The sequence below is a fragment of the Thermocladium modestius genome (assembly GCF_055398215.1).
Window position 1 is genome coordinate 1,258,176 of sequence record NZ_AP043731.1, and the last position, 19,513, is coordinate 1,277,688.

16 protein-coding genes are annotated in these 19,513 nt (G+C 47.9%); 6 read left to right on the forward strand and 10 right to left on the reverse strand.

Going from position 1 to position 19,513, the window contains the following annotated elements; genetic code table 11:
- The first annotated feature begins 258 nt into the window (after window positions 1-258).
- Window positions 259-1,611, forward strand: a complete 1,353-nt coding sequence (locus ACZ5ZS_RS06545; RefSeq protein ID WP_188596791.1) for a M48 family metalloprotease — start codon at window positions 259-261, stop codon at window positions 1,609-1,611.
- A 186-nt stretch (window positions 1,612-1,797) separates the two neighbouring features.
- Window positions 1,798-2,208, forward strand: coding sequence for a hypothetical protein (locus tag ACZ5ZS_RS06550; RefSeq protein ID WP_188596792.1), 411 nt, complete (start codon window positions 1,798-1,800; stop codon window positions 2,206-2,208).
- Between the two features lie 28 nt (window positions 2,209-2,236).
- Here the strand turns inward: ACZ5ZS_RS06550 and ACZ5ZS_RS06555 are convergent, their stop codons facing one another.
- Window positions 2,237-2,845: a DUF3501 family protein gene (locus ACZ5ZS_RS06555; RefSeq protein WP_075060388.1), complete on the reverse strand. Its 609-nt coding sequence runs from the start codon at window positions 2,843-2,845 to the stop codon at window positions 2,237-2,239.
- A gap of 17 nt (window positions 2,846-2,862) precedes the next feature.
- Window positions 2,863-3,333, reverse strand: coding sequence for a rubrerythrin family protein (locus tag ACZ5ZS_RS06560; RefSeq protein ID WP_075060389.1), 471 nt, complete (start codon window positions 3,331-3,333; stop codon window positions 2,863-2,865).
- 311 nt (window positions 3,334-3,644) lie between these two features.
- Here ACZ5ZS_RS06560 and ACZ5ZS_RS06565 point away from each other — a divergent pair, with 311 nt between their 5' ends.
- Window positions 3,645-4,583 (forward strand): phosphate signaling complex PhoU family protein, encoded by a 939-nt coding sequence (locus ACZ5ZS_RS06565; protein ID WP_188596793.1) that lies wholly within the window; start codon window positions 3,645-3,647, stop codon window positions 4,581-4,583.
- 417 nt (window positions 4,584-5,000) lie between these two features.
- On the opposite strand, the gene thiD is transcribed toward ACZ5ZS_RS06565, so the two are convergent.
- The 3 genes from thiD to ACZ5ZS_RS06580 all read right to left on the reverse strand — a co-directional run bounded on the left by thiD (window position 5,001) and on the right by ACZ5ZS_RS06580 (window position 7,346).
- Window positions 5,001-6,179, reverse strand: a complete 1,179-nt coding sequence (gene thiD / locus ACZ5ZS_RS06570) for a bifunctional hydroxymethylpyrimidine kinase/phosphomethylpyrimidine kinase (protein WP_188596794.1) — start codon at window positions 6,177-6,179, stop codon at window positions 5,001-5,003.
- A gap of 50 nt (window positions 6,180-6,229) precedes the next feature.
- Complete coding sequence (locus ACZ5ZS_RS06575) at window positions 6,230-6,559, reverse strand: hypothetical protein (protein ID WP_188596795.1); 330 nt, start codon at window positions 6,557-6,559, stop codon at window positions 6,230-6,232.
- A gap of 343 nt (window positions 6,560-6,902) precedes the next feature.
- Window positions 6,903-7,346, reverse strand: a complete 444-nt coding sequence (locus ACZ5ZS_RS06580; protein ID WP_188596796.1) for a 30S ribosomal protein S12 — start codon at window positions 7,344-7,346, stop codon at window positions 6,903-6,905.
- 132 nt (window positions 7,347-7,478) lie between these two features.
- On the opposite strand from ACZ5ZS_RS06580, the gene ACZ5ZS_RS06585 reads away from it, so the two are divergent.
- Entirely contained in the window at window positions 7,479-8,294 is an 816-nt protein-coding gene (locus ACZ5ZS_RS06585; protein ID WP_188596797.1) for an ABC transporter substrate-binding protein, read from the forward strand.
- A gap of 234 nt (window positions 8,295-8,528) precedes the next feature.
- Here the strand turns inward: ACZ5ZS_RS06585 and guaA are convergent, their stop codons facing one another.
- The 4 genes from guaA to ACZ5ZS_RS06605 are packed head-to-tail and all read right to left on the reverse strand — an operon-like array spanning window position 8,529 to window position 14,138.
- Entirely contained in the window at window positions 8,529-10,046 is a 1,518-nt protein-coding gene (gene guaA, locus ACZ5ZS_RS06590; protein WP_188596798.1) for a glutamine-hydrolyzing GMP synthase, read from the reverse strand.
- A gap of 2 nt (window positions 10,047-10,048) precedes the next feature.
- Window positions 10,049-11,467, reverse strand: a complete 1,419-nt coding sequence (gene guaB / locus ACZ5ZS_RS06595) for an IMP dehydrogenase (protein WP_188596799.1) — start codon at window positions 11,465-11,467, stop codon at window positions 10,049-10,051.
- A gap of 42 nt (window positions 11,468-11,509) precedes the next feature.
- Complete coding sequence (locus ACZ5ZS_RS06600; RefSeq protein ID WP_188596800.1) at window positions 11,510-12,103, reverse strand: histidine phosphatase family protein; 594 nt, start codon at window positions 12,101-12,103, stop codon at window positions 11,510-11,512.
- Between the two features lie 58 nt (window positions 12,104-12,161).
- Window positions 12,162-14,138, reverse strand: a complete 1,977-nt coding sequence (locus ACZ5ZS_RS06605) for an acetate--CoA ligase family protein (RefSeq protein ID WP_188596801.1) — start codon at window positions 14,136-14,138, stop codon at window positions 12,162-12,164.
- Between the two features lie 130 nt (window positions 14,139-14,268).
- On the opposite strand from ACZ5ZS_RS06605, the gene ACZ5ZS_RS06610 reads away from it, so the two are divergent.
- Window positions 14,269-16,626: a plasma-membrane proton-efflux P-type ATPase gene (locus tag ACZ5ZS_RS06610; RefSeq protein WP_188596802.1), complete on the forward strand. Its 2,358-nt coding sequence runs from the start codon at window positions 14,269-14,271 to the stop codon at window positions 16,624-16,626.
- A 676-nt stretch (window positions 16,627-17,302) separates the two neighbouring features.
- The gene (locus tag ACZ5ZS_RS06615) at window positions 17,303-18,592 is read left to right on the forward strand and encodes an amidohydrolase (RefSeq protein WP_188596803.1); all 1,290 of its coding nucleotides are present in this window, start codon (window positions 17,303-17,305) and stop codon (window positions 18,590-18,592) included.
- A 34-nt stretch (window positions 18,593-18,626) separates the two neighbouring features.
- Here the strand turns inward: ACZ5ZS_RS06615 and ACZ5ZS_RS06620 are convergent, their stop codons facing one another.
- Complete coding sequence (locus tag ACZ5ZS_RS06620; RefSeq protein ID WP_188596804.1) at window positions 18,627-19,466, reverse strand: undecaprenyl-diphosphate phosphatase; 840 nt, start codon at window positions 19,464-19,466, stop codon at window positions 18,627-18,629.
- Window positions 19,467-19,513 lie beyond the last annotated feature (47 nt).

The following is a 19,513-nucleotide window of genomic DNA, read 5'->3' on the forward strand; positions in this document are numbered from 1 at the left end:
AACACATCATTTTAAAACTGTTCGCAGCACATGAATATATCGATCCGTGAGGGATTGAACTAATTTAAAAATTGAGTGTATTTAGCAATGGAGGCTTAAGGCCACTAATTTGAGGGGATAATCCATAAACATTAATTGAAGTTCAGTAAACTGCCCCGTCCTTACGGGCGGGGTCTCAAGTGAGAAAAATGAATTGCAACAAGCATTGGATGGTTGAACACTATCCATTTAAACCTTGAAATCTCCCGCGATATGAATATGAAAAATAGGCTCAAGCTATTGAATGATTTATTGAGAGTTTTTCAGTTGGATGGCGATGATACATATAAGGGATTCGTGGAGAGGTACAGAACTATCCTATCCAAGAGGCTGGAAACCAAATTTCATAAATTACTTAATTATATAATAGATAATTCGTTATATAACGAGAAGATAGATCTATTCTTTAGGGATTTGGCAATGGAGATAGGGAGGCTAATTTCCATTAATCCATTTTATGGCAGGCTAAACAATAAAATAGTCAATGATCATTATTCCATAAAGGAGGCCGTCAATGCCTTCGAGGAGTTAATCGCCAAGGGCGACAAAAAACACCTAGTCATGCTATATGGGGAGACTGAGGGGGGGTTACGGAAGATAGATCCACGGCCTGGACGAGAGGAGAGGCTTGGTTTACTGGCAGTGATGCCTATGGCCATATCATTATTGATATTCATCTTGATGATGGCGATCAGCCGTAACATAATCATCTCATGGATATCATCAATAGCATCATCCATGGCATCCATGTTGGTTTTAATGATGGGATTCTTCGAGGGGTTGAAAAAATACGACGTAACAGGCAGGAAAATATACAGAATAGATATACAAATAGATCCAAACACGCCCCGTGATAAAATAGATAGCGCCATATCGCTCTTGACATCTATTGATCAGACATCGTCGAGCAATATCTCTTTGACTGATATATTGAAGCGTATAAACGATGAATTGAAAACGATGTTGAGCGATTTCATGGTAAATATAGAGGAGTACAACATACCGGCTTTGCCCGGAATAAAAATATACCTGGCGATCTCCAATTATTGCAATGCACTGTCAATTGGATTTCCGAGAAAGGCGATAGTTGTGTCCAATAAGATGTTTGCATGCATGAATAGAGCCGAGATAAGCGCTGTCATAAACCATGAATTGAGCCATATAAGGAATAACGATTCCCTCGCATTGATCGGCATGTTGCTTGCAGCCAACTCGGCAGGCGTGGGCTCGATATTTTATATATTGATATCCCTGAGGTGGCAGCCAATGTACATATCTCTATTCTACGTGGCATATCTACTGGCGTCCGTACTTACCATAAAGCAAATAAATAAATTAATAGAGCTGAGAGCAGATAGAGAGGCCGTGAGCGTAGATGGACGGAGCGGGGAGAATCTCTACATTGTAAAGGGATTATTGGCATCATTAATAAAGGTGGGGTACCCGAACGCACTCAAGGAGCAATCTATCAAGGGCAAAATGAAAAACTTGTTACTGGATGATCATCCTCTGGTTGAGAAGAGGATAATTAACATAATCAATCTATTGCGACGGAATGGAATATTATCGTGAAATCAACGTGTATCGCAAAAATGAAATAATTTATTTACGCACTATCTATAACACGCAATTCACCGACCTCCTACTGCCTTGAAAGTATGGCCGTGCGGCCTATTAAGCCATCAATTGGGGCCAACCCATTTTCCCCGTCCCACAATGATTAGGCAAGTTTATAAGCAATGTATAATGCATTAAATGATGTCCATAATAGATAGGTTAAATGTATTGATGGGAATTCTGAGGGATGTCAAGTCGTCGTGCAGGGATCCCACATTGATAGATGAAGTCATTGAGAAATTAATGGAGGTCGAACGCGATGTCTCCATAATGGCCGATTCCTTGATGGATATATATGCAAAGTCTAGGTACTCCATTGAGAAATATGTGGGAAAGGGATCAATGCCCAACATCGATCAACGAGTTGCCCAGCAGATACTGGACTCGATAGGAAACGGAACTTCACTGGATAAATTATTGGAGGGAAAGGATGAGGAGGAAACGCAAGTCACAATATATTTGTTAAATTCCATGAAAAAAGCCGGATTGGTGGATTTCAATATATCATCAAGCGGAGGAAAAATAAAGATAAATGTGTATAAATCCTTATGACCCAGAATGTAAATGAAACGCACTTGCTCTAAACGATCCATTTCACCGAGCCTGCTCCAACGGACTTCTTAATGGAATCCAGCGTATCGCTCGGCACGTTTACCTTGACCTTGGCCTGAGGATGATCCACTGACACCTCAACGCGCATTGCCTTAGCCACCAACTCGCTTAACCCGCTCGACCTATACTTAAGGTAATGCATGCTTCTTACCTGAGAGCCAGGGCCGTAATCCTCTGGATATATGGGGGATGCCTCCACAGATCTTCCATCTAATACCATCTTAACCCCTCGCTCTATCCCATTGTACTTAGGAAGCAATGATCTCATCTCCTCATCATTATACACATGTACGAATAAGGTAAATGATATTTCGTCTGGCTTGGGTATCATGGGTTGATAAGTCCTTATTATTTCCCTCATCATCTCATCATCGTCCGTGGCCTCCATATGTATCGTCTCCTCTATTTGGAACCAAACCGTGACCGCATCCTCGAATAACATGCTGAGCCTATCCGTTAACTTGAGGTAACGAGGCGCCTTGTACTTCGAAATCAATTTATACACATCATTCCGTATTTTCCCATAATCGCTAGCAGGCCTAATCTCACTTATCAAGCTCAATAAATCGCTGGACATGATTGCTCGCTTCCCGCCTATAATTTGCCCAGGGTTTCGTCCTCTACTTCCGACTTCACTCCCTTGGTCTTATAGTACTTCTCCAAAGCTTCATTGAATCTATTTGCATGATATCTCTCCACCTTTGCAACCGCCTCAAACCACTCCGCCACTTCTTGGTAGCCTTCATCCCTAGCTACCTTAGCGAATCCTGGATACATCTGAGTCCATTCATAGGTCTCGCCGTATATCGAGGCCTTAAATGCATCCTCTATGTTCTTTATCTCTATATCAGCAACGGGATCCGCGCCTAGATACATTAAGTGGCCAAACGCGTGGCCAGTCTCTGCATTTGCGGTCTTCTCGAACACCTCCGCTACGTCGTTGAGCCCTTGCTGCTTCGCCATCCTAGCATAGTATAGATATCTCCTATTGGCCATTGACTCACCCTGAAACGCTGCCTTCAAGTTTTCGTAGGTTTTGCTTCCCTTGGTTATTTTAGTACTCATGTTTTGGAACACCACCGTGGAGTTAAAAATCTATTTCCTAAGCATTAACAAAATTGCCCTGAAAATCATTTTTAAATAATCAAGAGATGATCCAAGGATATTACATGCGATTCAACTTAGCCAACCTCCTTCCCCGTCATAAAGGGCTGCGATACTGCTCTCTTTTATCACGCCCATTTAAAGCTAGTATGGATGATCTCACCCCGACCTGCGACGAATGAGGGTTAATGGCAATAAAGGAGAGGCGATAATAATGTCTTTGATTTTTCAAAAACCTTTTTAAGCTAAATAAATAATCTAAATTGATTTAGATGTCTATGTATAGAAAGGTTATCAGGATTGGAGAGAAGAGCATAGGCATTACGCTGCCGAAGAATTGGCTGGATTCCATCGATATAGGTCTGGGGGACTTGGTGGAGGTGCGGGCTGCGGGCGATATGTTGGTGATAAAGCCGGTGACCACGGGAGGACTTGAGGAGAAGCCCATAGAGCTCTCCGTGAGCGATGACATAGATGAAACGAGCAGAATAATAATAGCCAGCTACATAGAGGGGCTGGACAGCATGGCATTGAAGGGCCGGCGAGAAACCATAAGGCGAGCCTACCAAAGAATAGAGCCCAAACTACCTGGATCCCTTATATTGGAGGAGGAGTCCGAGACCATAATAAAGATAGCGACGTCGGAGGTCAACGTCAACCTAAACGAGATATTATCCAGCATGTCATCAATGCTTAACTCCATGTTCGAAAGGCTGGTTGCCTACTTGGAGAATAACGGCGATAAAAATATCACGGAATTGCTGGAAATGGACGATCAAGTGGACAAGCTATACTTCCTTGCATTGAGGGCCATCAAGAAGTTATCGTTCAAGGATCCGAAGGAGGCCATAGACGATACTCTAGTTGTCAAGAACATGGAGCACATAGCCGATGCATTGGATAGAACCGCCAATTTCATCAAGAAATCCAATTTCGCCCAGGCATGCCTATCATCGCTTGCCGGCAGAATAAAGGAGGTGTGGTCTTACTCTCTGAAGGCCGTCAATGCGTACTTATCCAATTCGAAGGATAATGCGCTGAGGATAATAACGAATAGGGAGGCGATGTTGGATAACATATTCAGCATAATAAAGGAGGGGCATTGCGAGCGCGACATAGCGGGCGTTATCCACGAGAGCCAATTAATAATAGCGCTCTCAGTTGATATAGCGGAATCCACGTTCTCAAAATACGTTAGGCAAGTAATATAATTCACGAAGAACTCGGGGCAGGTATTCAGCTTAGAGCCTACCCACAGAATCCACTGAACCAGCCTTTAATTCCATCAAGATTGACCACGAGGAAACAATTATCTACATCCTTGGTACTCATGCAGCCTCGGAAAAATCGAGTCTCATACATTGCAGTGAACTACCCCGCCCTTACGGGTGGGGCATCCCCGCCTCCGCGGTGGGGATTACATGCTTCCTCCACTGGGCTCGATCCCCCCTTATCGGAGTTACGGAGGCTCAGTGTCCACAGGCTTGAGTTCCCCCAGCGAGGGTACTGACCCAGCTCTTCCAGCCAGGACCTAGAATATATTGGAGTCTCATTATTAAAAACGCTTCTGTGAGGGGGCTATCCACCCCCTACCCCCCGTAAAATTAATCAATGGATAAACGCCTCAATTATTGATGCTGATCTAGGCAATTAATAATTACATTGGCGGCGTCGATTGCATTATCTCCCATGGCTATCCAGTACTTGGTGCCCACGGTTTTGATTGCTCCGCAGCGATTGAGCGCTTGAGCCGTCACACCCTTAATGGCTACTATTCCCTTTAATCCCTTACCAATCGCCTCCACGGCAAGCGATGAGAAGTCATTGGGCAAGCCGAAAACGGGATCGCCGAGCCTCCCCTCATCGAATTCCACGTAAATAGCCTCATCACCTCTCCTGAAGTAATCGAGCGGCAGTAGGGATATGGAGACCCCGCTTCGCAAGCCAGCGGCGATCAGCCTATTAGTGGCCTTGATGGAGTCCATCAACGCATCGTACTTAGCCGCGCTTAATTGCAGCGAGACCAGGGAGTTGACGGGGCCATGACCATGCCCCACTCCCACGGAGTACAGTATCGCGTTGGTTATGAACTCCTTGGCCGCGCGTATGGCGTCCATCGCATCCATTCCCTTAGCTATGCCCGCGGCGATTGCGGCAGAGAAGCTGCAGCCAGTCCCATGGGTATTGGAGGTATCGATCCGCGGCGCACGCAGTTCATGGAGCGACTCATGCCGGGAATCATAAATTACATCGACGGATTCAGGGCCAGTTAAGTGACCGCCCTTCACTATAACTATTGAAGTACCGAATTCCCTCGAGATCCACCTGGCTGCGCGTCCCATATCGCCTAGGTCCTTTATGGTTTCGCCCGTCAATACCTCGGCCTCAGGTATATTGGGAGTGACGACCAACGCGATCGGCAATAATAGGTTCCTTAAAGAATTCACCGCGTCCTCCCTCAATAACCTGGCCCCACTTTTGGCTACCATAACGGGATCCACCACGAGGGGAAAGCCCCATTTCCTCACAGTCCTGGAGACAGTGGCTATTATAGCGGAGTTGCTTAGCATTCCGGTCTTGGCCGCGTCCACTCCTATGTCCTCCGCCACGACGTTTATTTCATCCTCCACCACGTTGGGCGGCACATCGCTTATTGACCTGACCTCCACCGTGTTCTGGGATGTAACTGAGGTGAGCGCAACCATGCCATAAACGCCAAATGAGTGAAATGTTTTCAAGTCGGCCGTGGCCCCGGCGCCCGCGCCGCTATCCAATCCAGCTATCGTAAGGGCCTTACGAAGGGACATCACCACCGCCAAATATATTCTATAATTACCAAATTAATTTATTCCTCCGTCTATATCAATGTTACTTGTATGTACTTTGAGTCTCCCTTACGCTTTATCTTGTATTTCTTGACGTCGCCTTCCTTAGTCATCACTATATTATCGCCGTTCACGTTCTTGGCAACGCTTCGCCAACTGGTGGAGAAATAGTACTCCCCCTCGGCGTATTTGGACCTTGCTATGGGGTATGCATTCTTATTGTATATTATTAATCCTGCGCTCCAATCCGGCAGCTTCTTGAGGAGCTTGGAGAGCCCAGTTTCATCTTCTTCTCCCGCTTCTTGGTCTATCATTTCATCCTCGTTGGGCTCTTCATCCCGTATATTATCATCTTCCTCCATTGCTCAAAGCGCATATTCCCTAGTTTATATTATTTACTACGGAGCTTCATAACCATAATACACTTATCATATTGCTCCAACCATGAAATCAAGGCAATGCCTCATCCAGGAAACGCTGCACAAATCATTGACCTACCGATCCCTCTCCACAATAGGGCATGTATAATGCGTTCACCTGCCTTGAAAATCCCCATTCCTCTGACGACCATTCAAGGAATTCATCCCTTACAAGCGGGATTTTCCGCAGCTGAAAAGGGTGAAACCTAAGATATCCTTGCTTTATGTTGATGGTGAGTACGCAGCGATAAAACGAACGATAAGCCTAGGTCGGAGAGAATAAAATTTAGCGAACAGGTTTTTGCTTCTTTCCAAGTAATATGGCCTTAAGGCTAATTCCATTTACCTTCGTTACCTTAAACCTAACTCCAGGCAAATCTCCGTAAGCCCTGCCCTCCGGCCCCCCTATCCTCTCTATTATTACCTCGTCATGCTCGTTAATCGCATTAAGGCCTCCATCCCACGGCACGAATGCCGTTATTACCTTCCCATTCTTGGTTAATTGAACCCTAACGCATTTCCTAACGGCGGCGTTAGGCTTCCTGGCCTCCACGCCCACCTTCTCCAACACTATTCCTTTAGCCATGGGCGCTCCCTCCAACGGATCATATCGCTTGGCTATTCCCAAAGCCTTTCTTTTATAGTAAATATCGCTCCAACGCTTCCGCTGCCTCTTCATCTTGAGCTTCCTGGCCGCATATAACCCAAGCGGCGACTTCTTGCCCGTCATCTAAATATCACCGCCATCATCCACATATTAATTCATCAATACACCAAGCCTTTTAAAAATATATCGCAACTAGCGCTTGCCCGCCTTAGATGCTTATAAAGGAGACGGGACCTCCGGTCTCTCGATAATGCTATGACGGTCAAGGTATTCTCAGAGGCATTAGGTAATTACGTGGAGGTGCCTCGCCCCCTCAACTCAATAGTTAGCTTGGATCCAGCGGCCACGGAGGCCATTTTCATGATGGGGGCAGGACGGTTAGTCAAGGCAACCGATGCATTCAGCTACAGGCCGCCAGAGGCCAAACTAGTCCCGAAAATAGGCAGTTACACGCACGTAGATGAGGATGAATTAAGGAGACACGACCCGGACATAATATTCACCAGCACCGGCGTGCAGCGGGAACTCTCCAATAAACTATTGAAGAGCGGATTCAATGTTTATCCCGTCCCGGTTGCTACGAGCGTGGGCAAGATCTTGGATAACGTAATAATTATTGGGGAAATAATAGACAAAAAGAAAGAAGCCAGGTCCCTTTATTTAAACATGCTGAGCAAGATTAATCCGCTAATTGGAACGATAAAGCAGGCGACTAGGGTATACGTGGAGTTAGACCTAGGAGGACCCATAACGCCAGGCTTTCCCACGCACATAAGCGATGCCATAAACATACTTGGAGGCATAAACGTGTTCGACGACGTAGATGAGGCCTACTTCGAGCCCAAGGCCTACCAGATATTGGAGCGGAGGCCCGACTTAATAATATACGAGCCCAAAAGAGGGGCCAAGGTAGATGAAGCCGCCGTGATAGAGAGACTAAAGGCGAGAGGCATAAACATAGCGACAAGCAAGATACGCATAACCAAGGGAGACTTCCTAGCCCACATGGGTCCTACATTCATAACCGAAGCAATGTACTGGATGCAGCAAGCAATCTCAAGTGCAAACTAAGAGCGGGATGTTTAATAAATAATATTTATATATGCGTTACCAATTATTGGACACGTACTTAATGCCGTAAGGAGAAGCACGGCTTTCATCTTATTAAGCCTCAAGCAAATTGTTGACCAATATGCCGAATAAATTCGGGGAGGGGAGTTATGATCTATTTTTGAGCTGCTTGGGAGGATGATTAATGCGTTACTAAAAATTGGACACGCTCTTCAAGAGAGTATTCGAGAGCCATTAGCAGGGCTCTATTGTAGCGGGCGGCTTTGAGGAGACGAAGTATGTCACCGCTGATACGTTGGGCATCTCGCCCGTTATTCTGCGGCTTATTCTAGATAGCAAATCCGCGTCGAGCGGCATCCAATCCGCCGTCATGCCATCATCGCTTGACACTACCTTTATTATCACAATATGGCCCACGGCCCGTCTATCGCCCTTCACTCCCACCCACTCATCGTCTCCCACGGCAGCTAGCGCCTGCCAATAGCCCCGTACTTCGGCCTTGCTTAATTCCTCCTCCAATATCGCCGTCGCCCTCCTCACTATCGCCAGTTTTTCATCATTGAAGACGCCCATTATTCTAACGGCAAGGCCTGGACCCGGGAATGGTTGCCTCCACACCATTTCATTGGGCAGGCCCAGCGAGGCGGCTAATCTCCTGACTTCATCCTTGTATAGGTTCCTCAAGGGCTCTATCAATCCTACATTGAACCACTTGGGAAGCCCGCCGACGTTGTGGTGGCTTTTTATCACATTACTTCCCTTAACGGCGCCGCTCTCTATTACGTCGGGATACAGCGTGCCCTGCGCTACCCATTTCACGTCGGGATTCTCCCTCATCAAGTTGGTGAATACCTCTGCAAATGTCTCGCCTATTATCTTACGCCGCTCCTCGCAGTCCGACACGCCCCTTAACTTGCCCAGGAATGATTGAGACGCATCTATCACCTTGACGTGGAGCCCGACCTCCTCATATAACTTGACCACTTTTTTAACCTCTCCCTCCCTGAATAGCCCGTGATCTATTAGGACTAGCATTGCCCTGTCACCTACTGCCTTATGAATCAGGGCTGCCGTTACCGTGCTATCTATTCCCCCGCTCACAGCAACCAGGACTCGACCGTCGACTGCCTTCCTCCTTATATCCTCCACCGTGGAGTCTATTAAGTCCTCCGGCCTCCAGATATCGTGTTTGCCCACCAACTCGTCCACCACGTTTCTCAGCAATGTGGTTCCCTTCTTCGTATGGGTAACCTCCAGATGAAATTGAAATGTATATATCCTGCCATCATCACTCTTCATTCCAGCTATGTAACCGCGCTCCGACTTAGCTATGACCCTGAACCCAGGAGGGGGCTTCGCCACGTAATCTCCATGGGACATCCAAGCCACCTCAGTCTCATTCCATCCCTTAAAGATGGGCTCCCGGACATCCACGTAGACCTTGGTTGGGCCAAACTCGCCCTCCCCCTTCTCCACAGAGCCTCCCAACATGGATGCCACCAACTGGTGTCCATAGCATATTCCCAATATGGGGCGGTCCCCATTTAGGATGGATACATCTATGGATGGAGCATTCTCCTCATAGACGCTGGATGGACCGCCCGACAACACTATTAACTTAACATCGCCATTCAAGACATTACTCACCGCCATGGGATCCACCAGCTCCGCGTAGAGACCCAACTCCCTGAGCCGCCTGGATATTAAGTGAGCGTATTGACTGCCGAAGTTTACCACTATGGCCTTATCCAACACTAATCCCCCTCGACGTCGGTGAACAAATCGTGGGGAGCTACCTCCGACCAGCCGAGGCTCGTTACTAAGGAGAATGCGCCCTTCTCCCACGCCTCGCGTATGTTCATGGCCCCTATGTACCCCATTGCGGCCTGCATGCCGCCCACGAAGTAGTTCACTATATCCCTGACCGTTCCCCTGTAGGGAACCAAGCCCTCCACCCCCTCCGCCACGTTCTTGGCCTTGAGCCCATACCTATCCAAGCTGAACCTAGCCTCCCGTGCTCCCTCGCTTCCCATCCCCCTATAATACTTGTACTTATGGCTCCCGACCCTGATCACGGGGCTCGGAGACTCAAGCGCTTGAGCAAATGCCCTACCCATCATGACGGACCAAGCTCCAGCAGCAAATGCCTTAACCGCGTCTCCAGGCTCCCGTATTCCCCCATCAGCTATTATTGGAATGCTTGCGCCGCTGTCCAGCACTGCATCCGCTACTTGGGCCGTGGCCCAGAGCGTGGGCGCCGCGGCGCCAGTCACGACGCCGGTGCTGCATATGGAGCCGCTGGCTATGCCAACCCTGAGCCCCGCTAAGTAATCTATCCTAGTTATGGCATCCACGGCTCCCTTATAGGTGCCAACATTTCCGAATACTACGCCCACATCCACTTCCTTAACCATCCTTGCAACCGCTGAGATCACGTTCTCATTATCGGCGTGGGCCACGTCTATTACTAGGAAATCCGCATGCTTGGATAGCTTCTTGGCCCTCTCCAGGTCGAAGGGAGATACGGCGGCGCCCACTAATAGGTTCCCATCCTTTCCCAGCGATGGATGGCCCCTGGTTAAATCGTAATACGTGACGGAGCCGATGTAATGGCCCTCTGAGTCTACCATGGGAATGACATCCAGCCCCTTCTCCCTCATTAATTTAATGATTGCCTCCTCGCCCAATGATGGCGGGGCCACGACGGGTTTGGAGGCGACGTCGATGACCCTGCCCGACGCCGATATAGCGCTGGATCTATTTATAATGCCAAAGATGGACCCATCGTCAGCCACTATGGGGATTGAATCCAGATTGGCTGCCGTCATCATGGCCAAAGCCTCGCCTACCGGAGCCTCGGGAGCTACTTTGATGTACTGCAATGAATACCTAGGCGACTCCTTAACCGACCTAACCATGGCGACCTCGGACTCCGCCGTCATGTTTCTATGAATCACCCCGACCCCGCCTTCCCGCGCCATTGCCACCGCCAAATCCCGTTCGGTGACTGTGTCCATTGGGGATGAAACTAAGGGCACTCTGATGGGAATCCCCCTTGCAACAAACGTGGATAGATCCACCTTTGCCGGTTCATCAACGGCCCGCCCAGGCACTAGCACGACATCCCTGAACGTTAGAGACGCATTGGACAATGGAAGCTTGTCCCTGAACATACTACCCATTGAGGGGGCACTGATATAAAATTTTCCAATAAGTTATTGAATGCTACCTCCAACGATCAGCTCCATGTCCCTTGGCCTTATATTAATGAATTCCACAACCCACCCTCCGTCCTTCTTGGATAGGGCGGAGATCGATGCATTGCCTATCCTCATCCTATATATATTATTCAAGGGCATGCCCAATGCCGCCGCAATGGCCACCGCTATGGGCAGCCAATGGGACACCAACACGGAGCCATCCTCTACCTCGTTCAATATACTGGTCACCCTATCCAGCACGGAGACTATAGACTCGCCGCCCGGCGGTGGATTCCTAACGGGATCCTGCGAATATAGATGGAACTCAGGTATGTCGGTTATTCTCTTCTTCTCCCACGCACCCATGCCTACCTCCCTCAACCTATCATCTATGACGAAATCATCCGTGAAGAAAGACGCCGTCTCCCTAGCCCTCCTCAAAGGCGATGAATAGACCCGCCCATTGAATCCGAGCCGCTTCAAGAACCTGGCCGCGGCAGCGGCCTCCTCCCTGCCCTTATCGCTGAGGGGGCCTTCATCTATTGTAGAACTATGTAGAATCCCCATCACATTGAACGTGGATTCGCCGTGTCTGACTAAAAATATCATGAAATTTAGGAAAGATAGGGCGGTTTTTATCCTTGGCCTTAAAACATCAATGAATTACTCATAATTCAATCCTAACATCGACAGCATAGGCGCCGGTCTCATTTACCATCAATGGATTAACATCCATTTCCTTCACATTGAGGTCCACTATCATCCTAGAAATAGTCGAGATCGCCCTGACAACGGAGCCCAGATCATAGTTCCTATTCCTGGCCGTCAATAGTTGAGTGACCTTGCTTTCGGACATTATCTCTAGCGCTTCGTCTTCCGAGACTGGGGATAAGGCATAGCTGAGGCTCTTCATTACCTCCACGTGTACTCCACCTATTCCCACAACCACCGCATGCCCAAAGGTTGGATCCCTAAGTCCACCCACGAACACTTCCACTCCATGCAGCTGCCGCTGCAACAGGACGCGTTTGAACTTGGAAGATACTTGATTATAGGCATGCCCCAAGGAGTCCCGCTCTACATTCATGACTACTCCTCCCATCTCTGTCTTATGAATTGGGTAATCCGTGGATGCCTTAATCACTAGGGGAAAACCCACCTTATCTGCCGCGGCTTCAAGCTGGGAGGAGCTCTCCACCACTGCCCATCTAGGCGTTCTTATGCCATAAAGTTCCATAAGCTTCATCGCAACATAATCCGGCACGTATTTTCTTCCCTCCACTAAGGATCTGGCCTCCTCTATAGGCTGGGGCACTCTGATCTTTCTCTGGGGAGGCTTTCTTTTCAAAACGTAACTAATTGCCCTCACCGCGTCTTCTGGGAACCTGAACACGGGCATTTTAGCTAGTTCCAGTGTCCTGGATGCTGCATCCTCATCAAGTCCCATCACCACCGTCACTACCTCCCTACCCTTAAATCCAAGCACTACTCTGGCCACCTCGCTGCAGCTAACCATGGGCAGGGACTGCACTATGACCAGCTTGGTGCAGTCAAGGTCTTGAACCATTTGCAATGCCCTTCTATATCTTCCGCTATCCGCGTCCCCGGAAAGGTCTAGTGGATTCTTAGGAGGACTCTGAGGCGGAAGAACTTCCTTCAACTTATCTATTGCCCTTGGGGTCAGAGCGGCCATTTTCAACCCCGCGGATTCTATTGCATCCGCTGTTAATACGCCATGCCCTCCCGAGTTGGTGATAACCAATATATCCGGCCTTATGGGCTCGTCTGCCGTGAGAATCTTGGCCAAGTTAAGCATGTCCTCCAATCCATCTACTTGTATTCCACCAACCGTCCTAACCGCTGCCCTGAAGAGATCCCCTGACCCCGTCAGGCTTCCGGTGTGAGTCTTCGCCGCCTCAGCTCCTTCCCTTCCCATTCCTCCCTTCAAGAAAACTAAGGGCTTCCTATTAGCTATGCTAGGAACCACATCAAGGAACTTGCTTCCATTAGCCACTCCCTCCAGGTAGGAGAAAATGACTCTCGTGTCGAGGTCCTCTGCCAAGAATTGAAAAATATCCGTTTCATCGATGTCTGCCTGGTTACCGAGACTGACGAAGTAGCTCAGCCCTATCCGTGTTCTCTGGGCCCAATTCAACATATAGACCCCAATACCCCCACTCTGGGCCACTACGGCCACATTACCCTTCAGAACGTCTGCAAAGGCAAACGTCGCATTCATGTCAGGAGTAATCAGGCCCAAAGTATTGGGCCCCAAAACCCTCACGCCTCCCTTTCTTGCAATTGACACCAGCTCCTCCTCTAGCTTGGCCCCCTCCTCATCGGTCTCCCTGAAACCTGAAGTTATCACAACAGCAGCACCCGCTCCCACCTGAACAGCCTCTTCCATTACTTGAGGAACCGCCGTCCTTGGAATTGCCACCACCACTAAATCCACGGATCCCACATCCTTGAGCGATTTGTTTGTCCTTATTCCCTCCACAGAGTCTGCCTTATCATTTATGGCGAATACCTTTCCTCGGAAGGTAGAGAGAATATTCCTCAATACTATATTACCTACCTTATCCCTATTCCTAGAAGCCCCCACAACTGCTATGCTGGATGGCTTGAAAAGCTTCTCCAACATGCATAGCAGATTATACAGCGAATAAAAACTTTAGCGAGATACAATTGACGTTATCATAAATCAAAATACCACGTGACTAATCAATAAATAGCTACCGCTAAGTTTTTGATCTTGGCCTCGCTGACGGCTAATGGAAGATGATCTAAAAAATCTCGGCATTGATGAGCTAATGAAGAGGCTGGGGACAACTAAGGATGGATTATCAAGTGAGGAAGCCAAGAGAAGGCTGGAAAAATTCGGATATAATGAGGTGGTGGAAAAAAGAGAGAACCCATTTCTGAAGTTCCTAGGTAAGTTCTGGGGTCCGGTTCCTTGGATGTTAGAGGTAACCATAGCGGTTACCATCGCTTTAAGGAAATACTCGGATGCCTTAATAATACTTTTCCTCCTTGTATTCAATGCTATAGTGGGCTACGTGCAAGAGACGCGGGCTCAGAATGCAGTAGAGTTGCTCAGAAAACGCCTTTCAGTTCAAGCCCGCGTGCTTAGGGATGGGAAGTGGACTAAGATACAAGCCAGGGAGTTGGTGCCAGGCGACATAATAAGGGTGAGGTTGGGTGACTTAGTTCCCGCAGATGCTAAGATACTTGAGGGAACCGTCGAAGTGGATCAATCGGCCCTCACCGGGGAATCCATGGCGGTAGAGAAGGGAGAGGGAGATGTTCTCTTCTCAGGCTCCGTGGTGAGAAGGGGAGAAGCCACGTGTATCGTCATGTTGACAGGATCCCACACATACTTCGGCAAGACCACGGAGTTGGTGAAGAATGCAGGATCGAAGTCCCACATAGAGTCGCTTATATTCGGAATAGTGAGAAACCTAATTATCCTGGACATAGTGCTGGTTCTTGGCATCATTGCTTTCTCGCTTCTTGAGCATGTGAGCATCAACCAAGTACTTCCCTTTTCATTGGTGGTGTTAATAGCCTCAGTTCCAGTGGCGTTGCCAGCCACGTTCACAATAGCTATGGCAATAGGGGCGCTGGAAATGTCTAAGAAAGGAGTTCTGGTCACCAGACTCAACGCAATAGAGGATGCAGCATCAATGGATGTGATATGCATGGATAAGACCGGCACTATAACTGAAAATAGGCTACGCGTTGTTAAACCTAGGGCCTATAAAGGAAGTGATGAGGAACTCATAATGTATGCCTGCCTTGCCTCAGACGAGGCCAGCCAAGACCCAATAGATCTAGCAATAATCTCCTATGCTAAGGAGCAGCATATAAGTGTGAATTATGCCAACAGAACCGAGTTCAAGCCCTTCGATCCTTCCACGAAGAGAACGGAGGCCGTGATTGACATGAATGGGAAGAAACTGACAATCATAAAAGGAGCACCCCAAGTAGTAGCAAAGCTCTGCAAGAGGAAGTACGAGGAAATAGAACAAGATGTAGAATCATATGCATCGCGTGGGTTCAGGGTAATAGCAGTGGCGGTGGGAGGGAAGGAGCTTGAGCTTTTGGGCATAATTCCGCTCTATGATAAGCCCAGACCTGACTCCAAGGAGCTCATCACCGAGCTCAATAGCTTTGGCGTTCATGCAAAAATGGTCACGGGCGATAACTATGCCATTGCCAAAGAGGTGGGAGCGGAGGTCGGCATGGAGGGCCATGTCTGTACCGTTCAAGACATTAAGGAGGGCAAGGACTCAATTGATGATTGTTCCATATTCGCCGAGGTATTTCCGGAGGATAAGTTCCTAATCGTGAAGGGACTCCAAGATGGAGGACACGTGACCGGAATGACCGGGGATGGAGTCAATGATGCTCCAGCCTTGAAACAAGCGGAGGTAGGGATAGCAGTTAGCAATGCCACCGATGTAGCCAAGGCATCGGCTAGCATAGTGCTTACCCATGAGGGAATATCCGATATAGTGGAGGCAGTAAAGAGTGGAAGGAGAATATATCAACGCATGTTGACGTATACCCTGAACAAGATAATGAAGACCATGCAAGTGGTGATTTTCCTTACCACCTCGTTCCTCGTCGTGAGATTCTTCGTAACTACGCCATTTGATGTAATTTTACTTCTATTTGCTAATGATTTCGTGACCATGTCAATAGCAACAGATAATGTTAGGTATTCCATGAAGCCGGAGAGGTGGAATGTAAAGGCCTTAACAATGAGCTCCGGCATTCTCTCTGCATTGCTTGTTTTAGAGGGATTCATAGTGCTATGGTTAGGGTTGAAGCTGGGATTAAGGCCTTCTGGAATCCATACTTTAGTATTCGATACCTTGGTTTTTTCCGGTCTTTTCACGGTATTAATGGTTAGGGAGAGAAAGAGGTTCTGGCACTCAATGCCGAGCAAATGGCTGGCGCTCTCAATAGTGATAGATATAATAGTAATCTCTTCGATCTCCGTTGCGGGAATTCTCGTCACGCCTATTCCTCTCATGGATGTATTGATAACGCTCGCCTTTACCTTTTCATGGATGATATTAATGGATCTAGTGAAGAATTATGTGTTTAAATATTATGATCTTTGATGCAGTAAAAGACGCGTTTTACGGACTGACCTCCTTCCCCGCCTTGAGGGGGTTCCCCCGGGGTCTTGGGGGTTACGCCCCTTTACTGGGCGATACTCGGCTCCCCTCCCCTACTGGTATTGCTGGGGTAGTCGGCCCCAGCCCCCCATCCTCAGAGAGTCGACCAGCAAGAAACAAAAAACCCAAACAAAACATGACCTGAAAACACACCCCAGCCCCTAGAAGGAGCGAGGGCCTGCCCCATCTCTTATCATGAGGGGGGCGAGTGCCTCTACTGGATTATTTTCGACCCCCTCTACTTAGTCCCAACCCTTTCCTCTATCCCTCCTGGAGGTAATTCCACTTATTCCTAGCCCTTATTAGAAAGAACCGTGAATCATACATCGCTACGACGCCTGCAAAGATGCCCAAGTTTTGTTTCGTTGAAGCTACTTCGTTTTACTTGAGGAGACTCTATTTAGGTGACCTTCCTATCGCCGTTAACAATATGCTTTATTTCCACTAGCCTTAATTGTTCTACGCACGGCTTCAATTAATATTGAGGCATGTCAATATTCTTATTTTTCCATTGCACAATGAAACTATTAATATATGCCATGAAAGGCGAGGTTTTCCACTCCTCTAATCCCACCTAATAATAGTGAGGTTTTTGAACCCCTCACCTCGACTAGTTTTAATGTTGTTACGCGACTGTCGCTTCGCATTGAGGCGAAACGGCGCTGATATATCGGTGATGGAGGACGTGGATATAAGGATTGAAGGAGAGGAGATAACGGAAGTGGGGCGCGAATTGAAGGCAGATGGGGAAGTGATGAATTGTAGCCGCATGATAGCAATGCCTGGCATGGTGAATGCCCACACCCATTTGGGCATGTCGCTGCTGCGCGGCTATAGAGATGATGAGGAATTGATGGATTGGCTAAATAGCATGTGGTCCGTGGAGAGAAGGCTGAGCGAGGAGGTTATAGGACTATCCAGCGAGTTATCTATCATTGAATCGATAATGAGCGGAACCACGGCATTCATAGATATGTATTTCCACCCATCAGTGACGATGGAGGTTGCCAAGAAATATGGAATAAGGGGTCTCTTGGGCCCCGTGTTCATAGACGGGCTAAACGATCCCAAGCTGGTCGAGAATGATTTGAGGAACATGTTATCGTCGAGAAATGAATTGATAAAGCCCGTGATAAACATTCACGGAATTTACTCCGTTGGCAAGGACACTTTGGAGAGGGCCGCCGCATTAATGGATGAGACTGGCCTGCCCCTTAACATGCACGTTGATGAGACCAGGGATGAGGTGATGGAGATTAGGAGGAAGTACGGAAAGCAACCCATAGAGGTATTGATGGATGTGGGATTGGTTAGGAGGAATAGCATATTCGTGCACCTTGGGTGGGTGTCCAGTTGGGAGTTGGAGATAATAACCAGGGAGGGCGCTAACGTCGTTCATTGCCCCACGTCCAACATGAAGCTGGCCACTGGGGGCTTCTTCCCCATAGTAGAATTAATGAAGATGGGGGTGAATGTTGGAATTGGAACTGATGGACCGGCGTCCAACAATTCGCTGGACGTATTCAGGGAGATGAAGATGGCGGTACTGCTTCAGCGTAACAATTATTGGAGCACCGCCATGAAGGCCAGCCATGCCATATCCATGGCCACAAAGAACGGTTATGAATTGATTGGGGTGAGGGGGGGAGACATAGCGCCCGGAAATAAGGCTGACTTGGTATTATTGAGCGCCGACTCGATAGGTTTGCTTCCCATGGGGCCGGATAACTTGGTCTCGAATCTAGTGTACTCCGCCACTGGTAGGGACGTCGTGGCAACTATAGTCAACGGAAGAATTATCTATGGCCCCCATAATAGAGATGAGTTTATAGAGAGGGCAATCGAAATAGGTAGGAAACTCGAGGATTATAAATCGCGACTCCTCCCAATGGTTCAGCTGAGTAAGTAGTTCTCCAAAGGAATCTCCATTATGCATAAGAACATCATGTTGCTCCGATTATGATGCTGGCCAACCCACTGATCACAGCTAGGGCGCCCAACGTGAATAGCACGATTATTACTCTATTGCTTCTCGCAAACCTAAGCAATGCATCTATTAGAAACAAGCTGACTATGGTAGCAGCCATTATGGAAAACCCCAATGCATTCACGCCTACGAAATGCAAATCGCCTTCAACCATGTGCCTAGATAGAATTAAGGTGGCTCCAATGGCCCCCAGCGCCGCGGGAATTAGTTCTATGAATGATAACCTAAAAGCCTCATCGGGTTTCACCCCGAGAAATAGAAGCGCGGATGTAGTCATGCCTGATCTACTCACGCCAGGCAAGGCGGCCAATCCCTGAGCAAGCCCCACCATTATGAAATCCCTTATTGTGAGGTCCTTCAACGATTTGCCGGAGGACCTAGACTTCCTGGAAAGGCGTATTACTAATCCATCAATTATTAACGCTAACCCGAGCATTAACATGGGGACTCCTACCACAGGACCTTTAATCGAGTTTACTATGAATATGTAGAGGGGAACGCCCAGCAATCCCGTGACTATTGTGGAGACTATTATGTATTTCAACAACATCAACCCCTGCTCCCCTCCCCTTCCAAATAAGGCCAGTATTGCCATATATATTTCTGATCTGAAATAAGCCATCGCTGCAAATATCGTTCCTATCTCCATAAACAAACCAAAAGCATATGCCTCAGAGAATTGCAATCCCAATAGGTATGTCGATACCAATAAGACTTGCGTTTTACTACTGACAGGTATCCACTCGCTTACCCCCTGAACAATTCCCAAAATAATACCTAAGACTATGTGATCCACGACTGATAGAGCCCTTAATCGATAAAAGCCTTTTGTATGTTCAATCA

Coding starts and splice junctions, on each gene's coding strand:
- ACZ5ZS_RS06545 (WP_188596791.1), top strand. CDS start 259: ATGAAAAATAGGCTCAAGCTATTGAATGATTTATTGAGAGTTTTTCAG.
- ACZ5ZS_RS06550 (WP_188596792.1), top strand. CDS start 1,798: ATGTCCATAATAGATAGGTTAAATGTATTGATGGGAATTCTGAGGGAT.
- ACZ5ZS_RS06555 (WP_075060388.1), bottom strand. CDS start 2,845: ATGTCCAGCGATTTATTGAGCTTGATAAGTGAGATTAGGCCTGCTAGC.
- ACZ5ZS_RS06560 (WP_075060389.1), bottom strand. CDS start 3,333: ATGAGTACTAAAATAACCAAGGGAAGCAAAACCTACGAAAACTTGAAG.
- ACZ5ZS_RS06565 (WP_188596793.1), top strand. CDS start 3,645: ATGTCTATGTATAGAAAGGTTATCAGGATTGGAGAGAAGAGCATAGGC.
- thiD (WP_188596794.1), bottom strand. CDS start 6,179: ATGTCCCTTCGTAAGGCCCTTACGATAGCTGGATTGGATAGCGGCGCG.
- ACZ5ZS_RS06575 (WP_188596795.1), bottom strand. CDS start 6,559: ATGGAGGAAGATGATAATATACGGGATGAAGAGCCCAACGAGGATGAA.
- ACZ5ZS_RS06580 (WP_188596796.1), bottom strand. CDS start 7,346: ATGACGGGCAAGAAGTCGCCGCTTGGGTTATATGCGGCCAGGAAGCTC.
- ACZ5ZS_RS06585 (WP_188596797.1), top strand. CDS start 7,479: ATGACGGTCAAGGTATTCTCAGAGGCATTAGGTAATTACGTGGAGGTG.
- guaB (WP_188596799.1), bottom strand. CDS start 11,467: ATGTTCAGGGACAAGCTTCCATTGTCCAATGCGTCTCTAACGTTCAGG.
- ACZ5ZS_RS06600 (WP_188596800.1), bottom strand. CDS start 12,103: ATGATATTTTTAGTCAGACACGGCGAATCCACGTTCAATGTGATGGGG.
- ACZ5ZS_RS06605 (WP_188596801.1), bottom strand. CDS start 14,138: ATGTTGGAGAAGCTTTTCAAGCCATCCAGCATAGCAGTTGTGGGGGCT.
- ACZ5ZS_RS06610 (WP_188596802.1), top strand. CDS start 14,269: ATGGAAGATGATCTAAAAAATCTCGGCATTGATGAGCTAATGAAGAGG.
- ACZ5ZS_RS06615 (WP_188596803.1), top strand. CDS start 17,303: ATGTTGTTACGCGACTGTCGCTTCGCATTGAGGCGAAACGGCGCTGAT.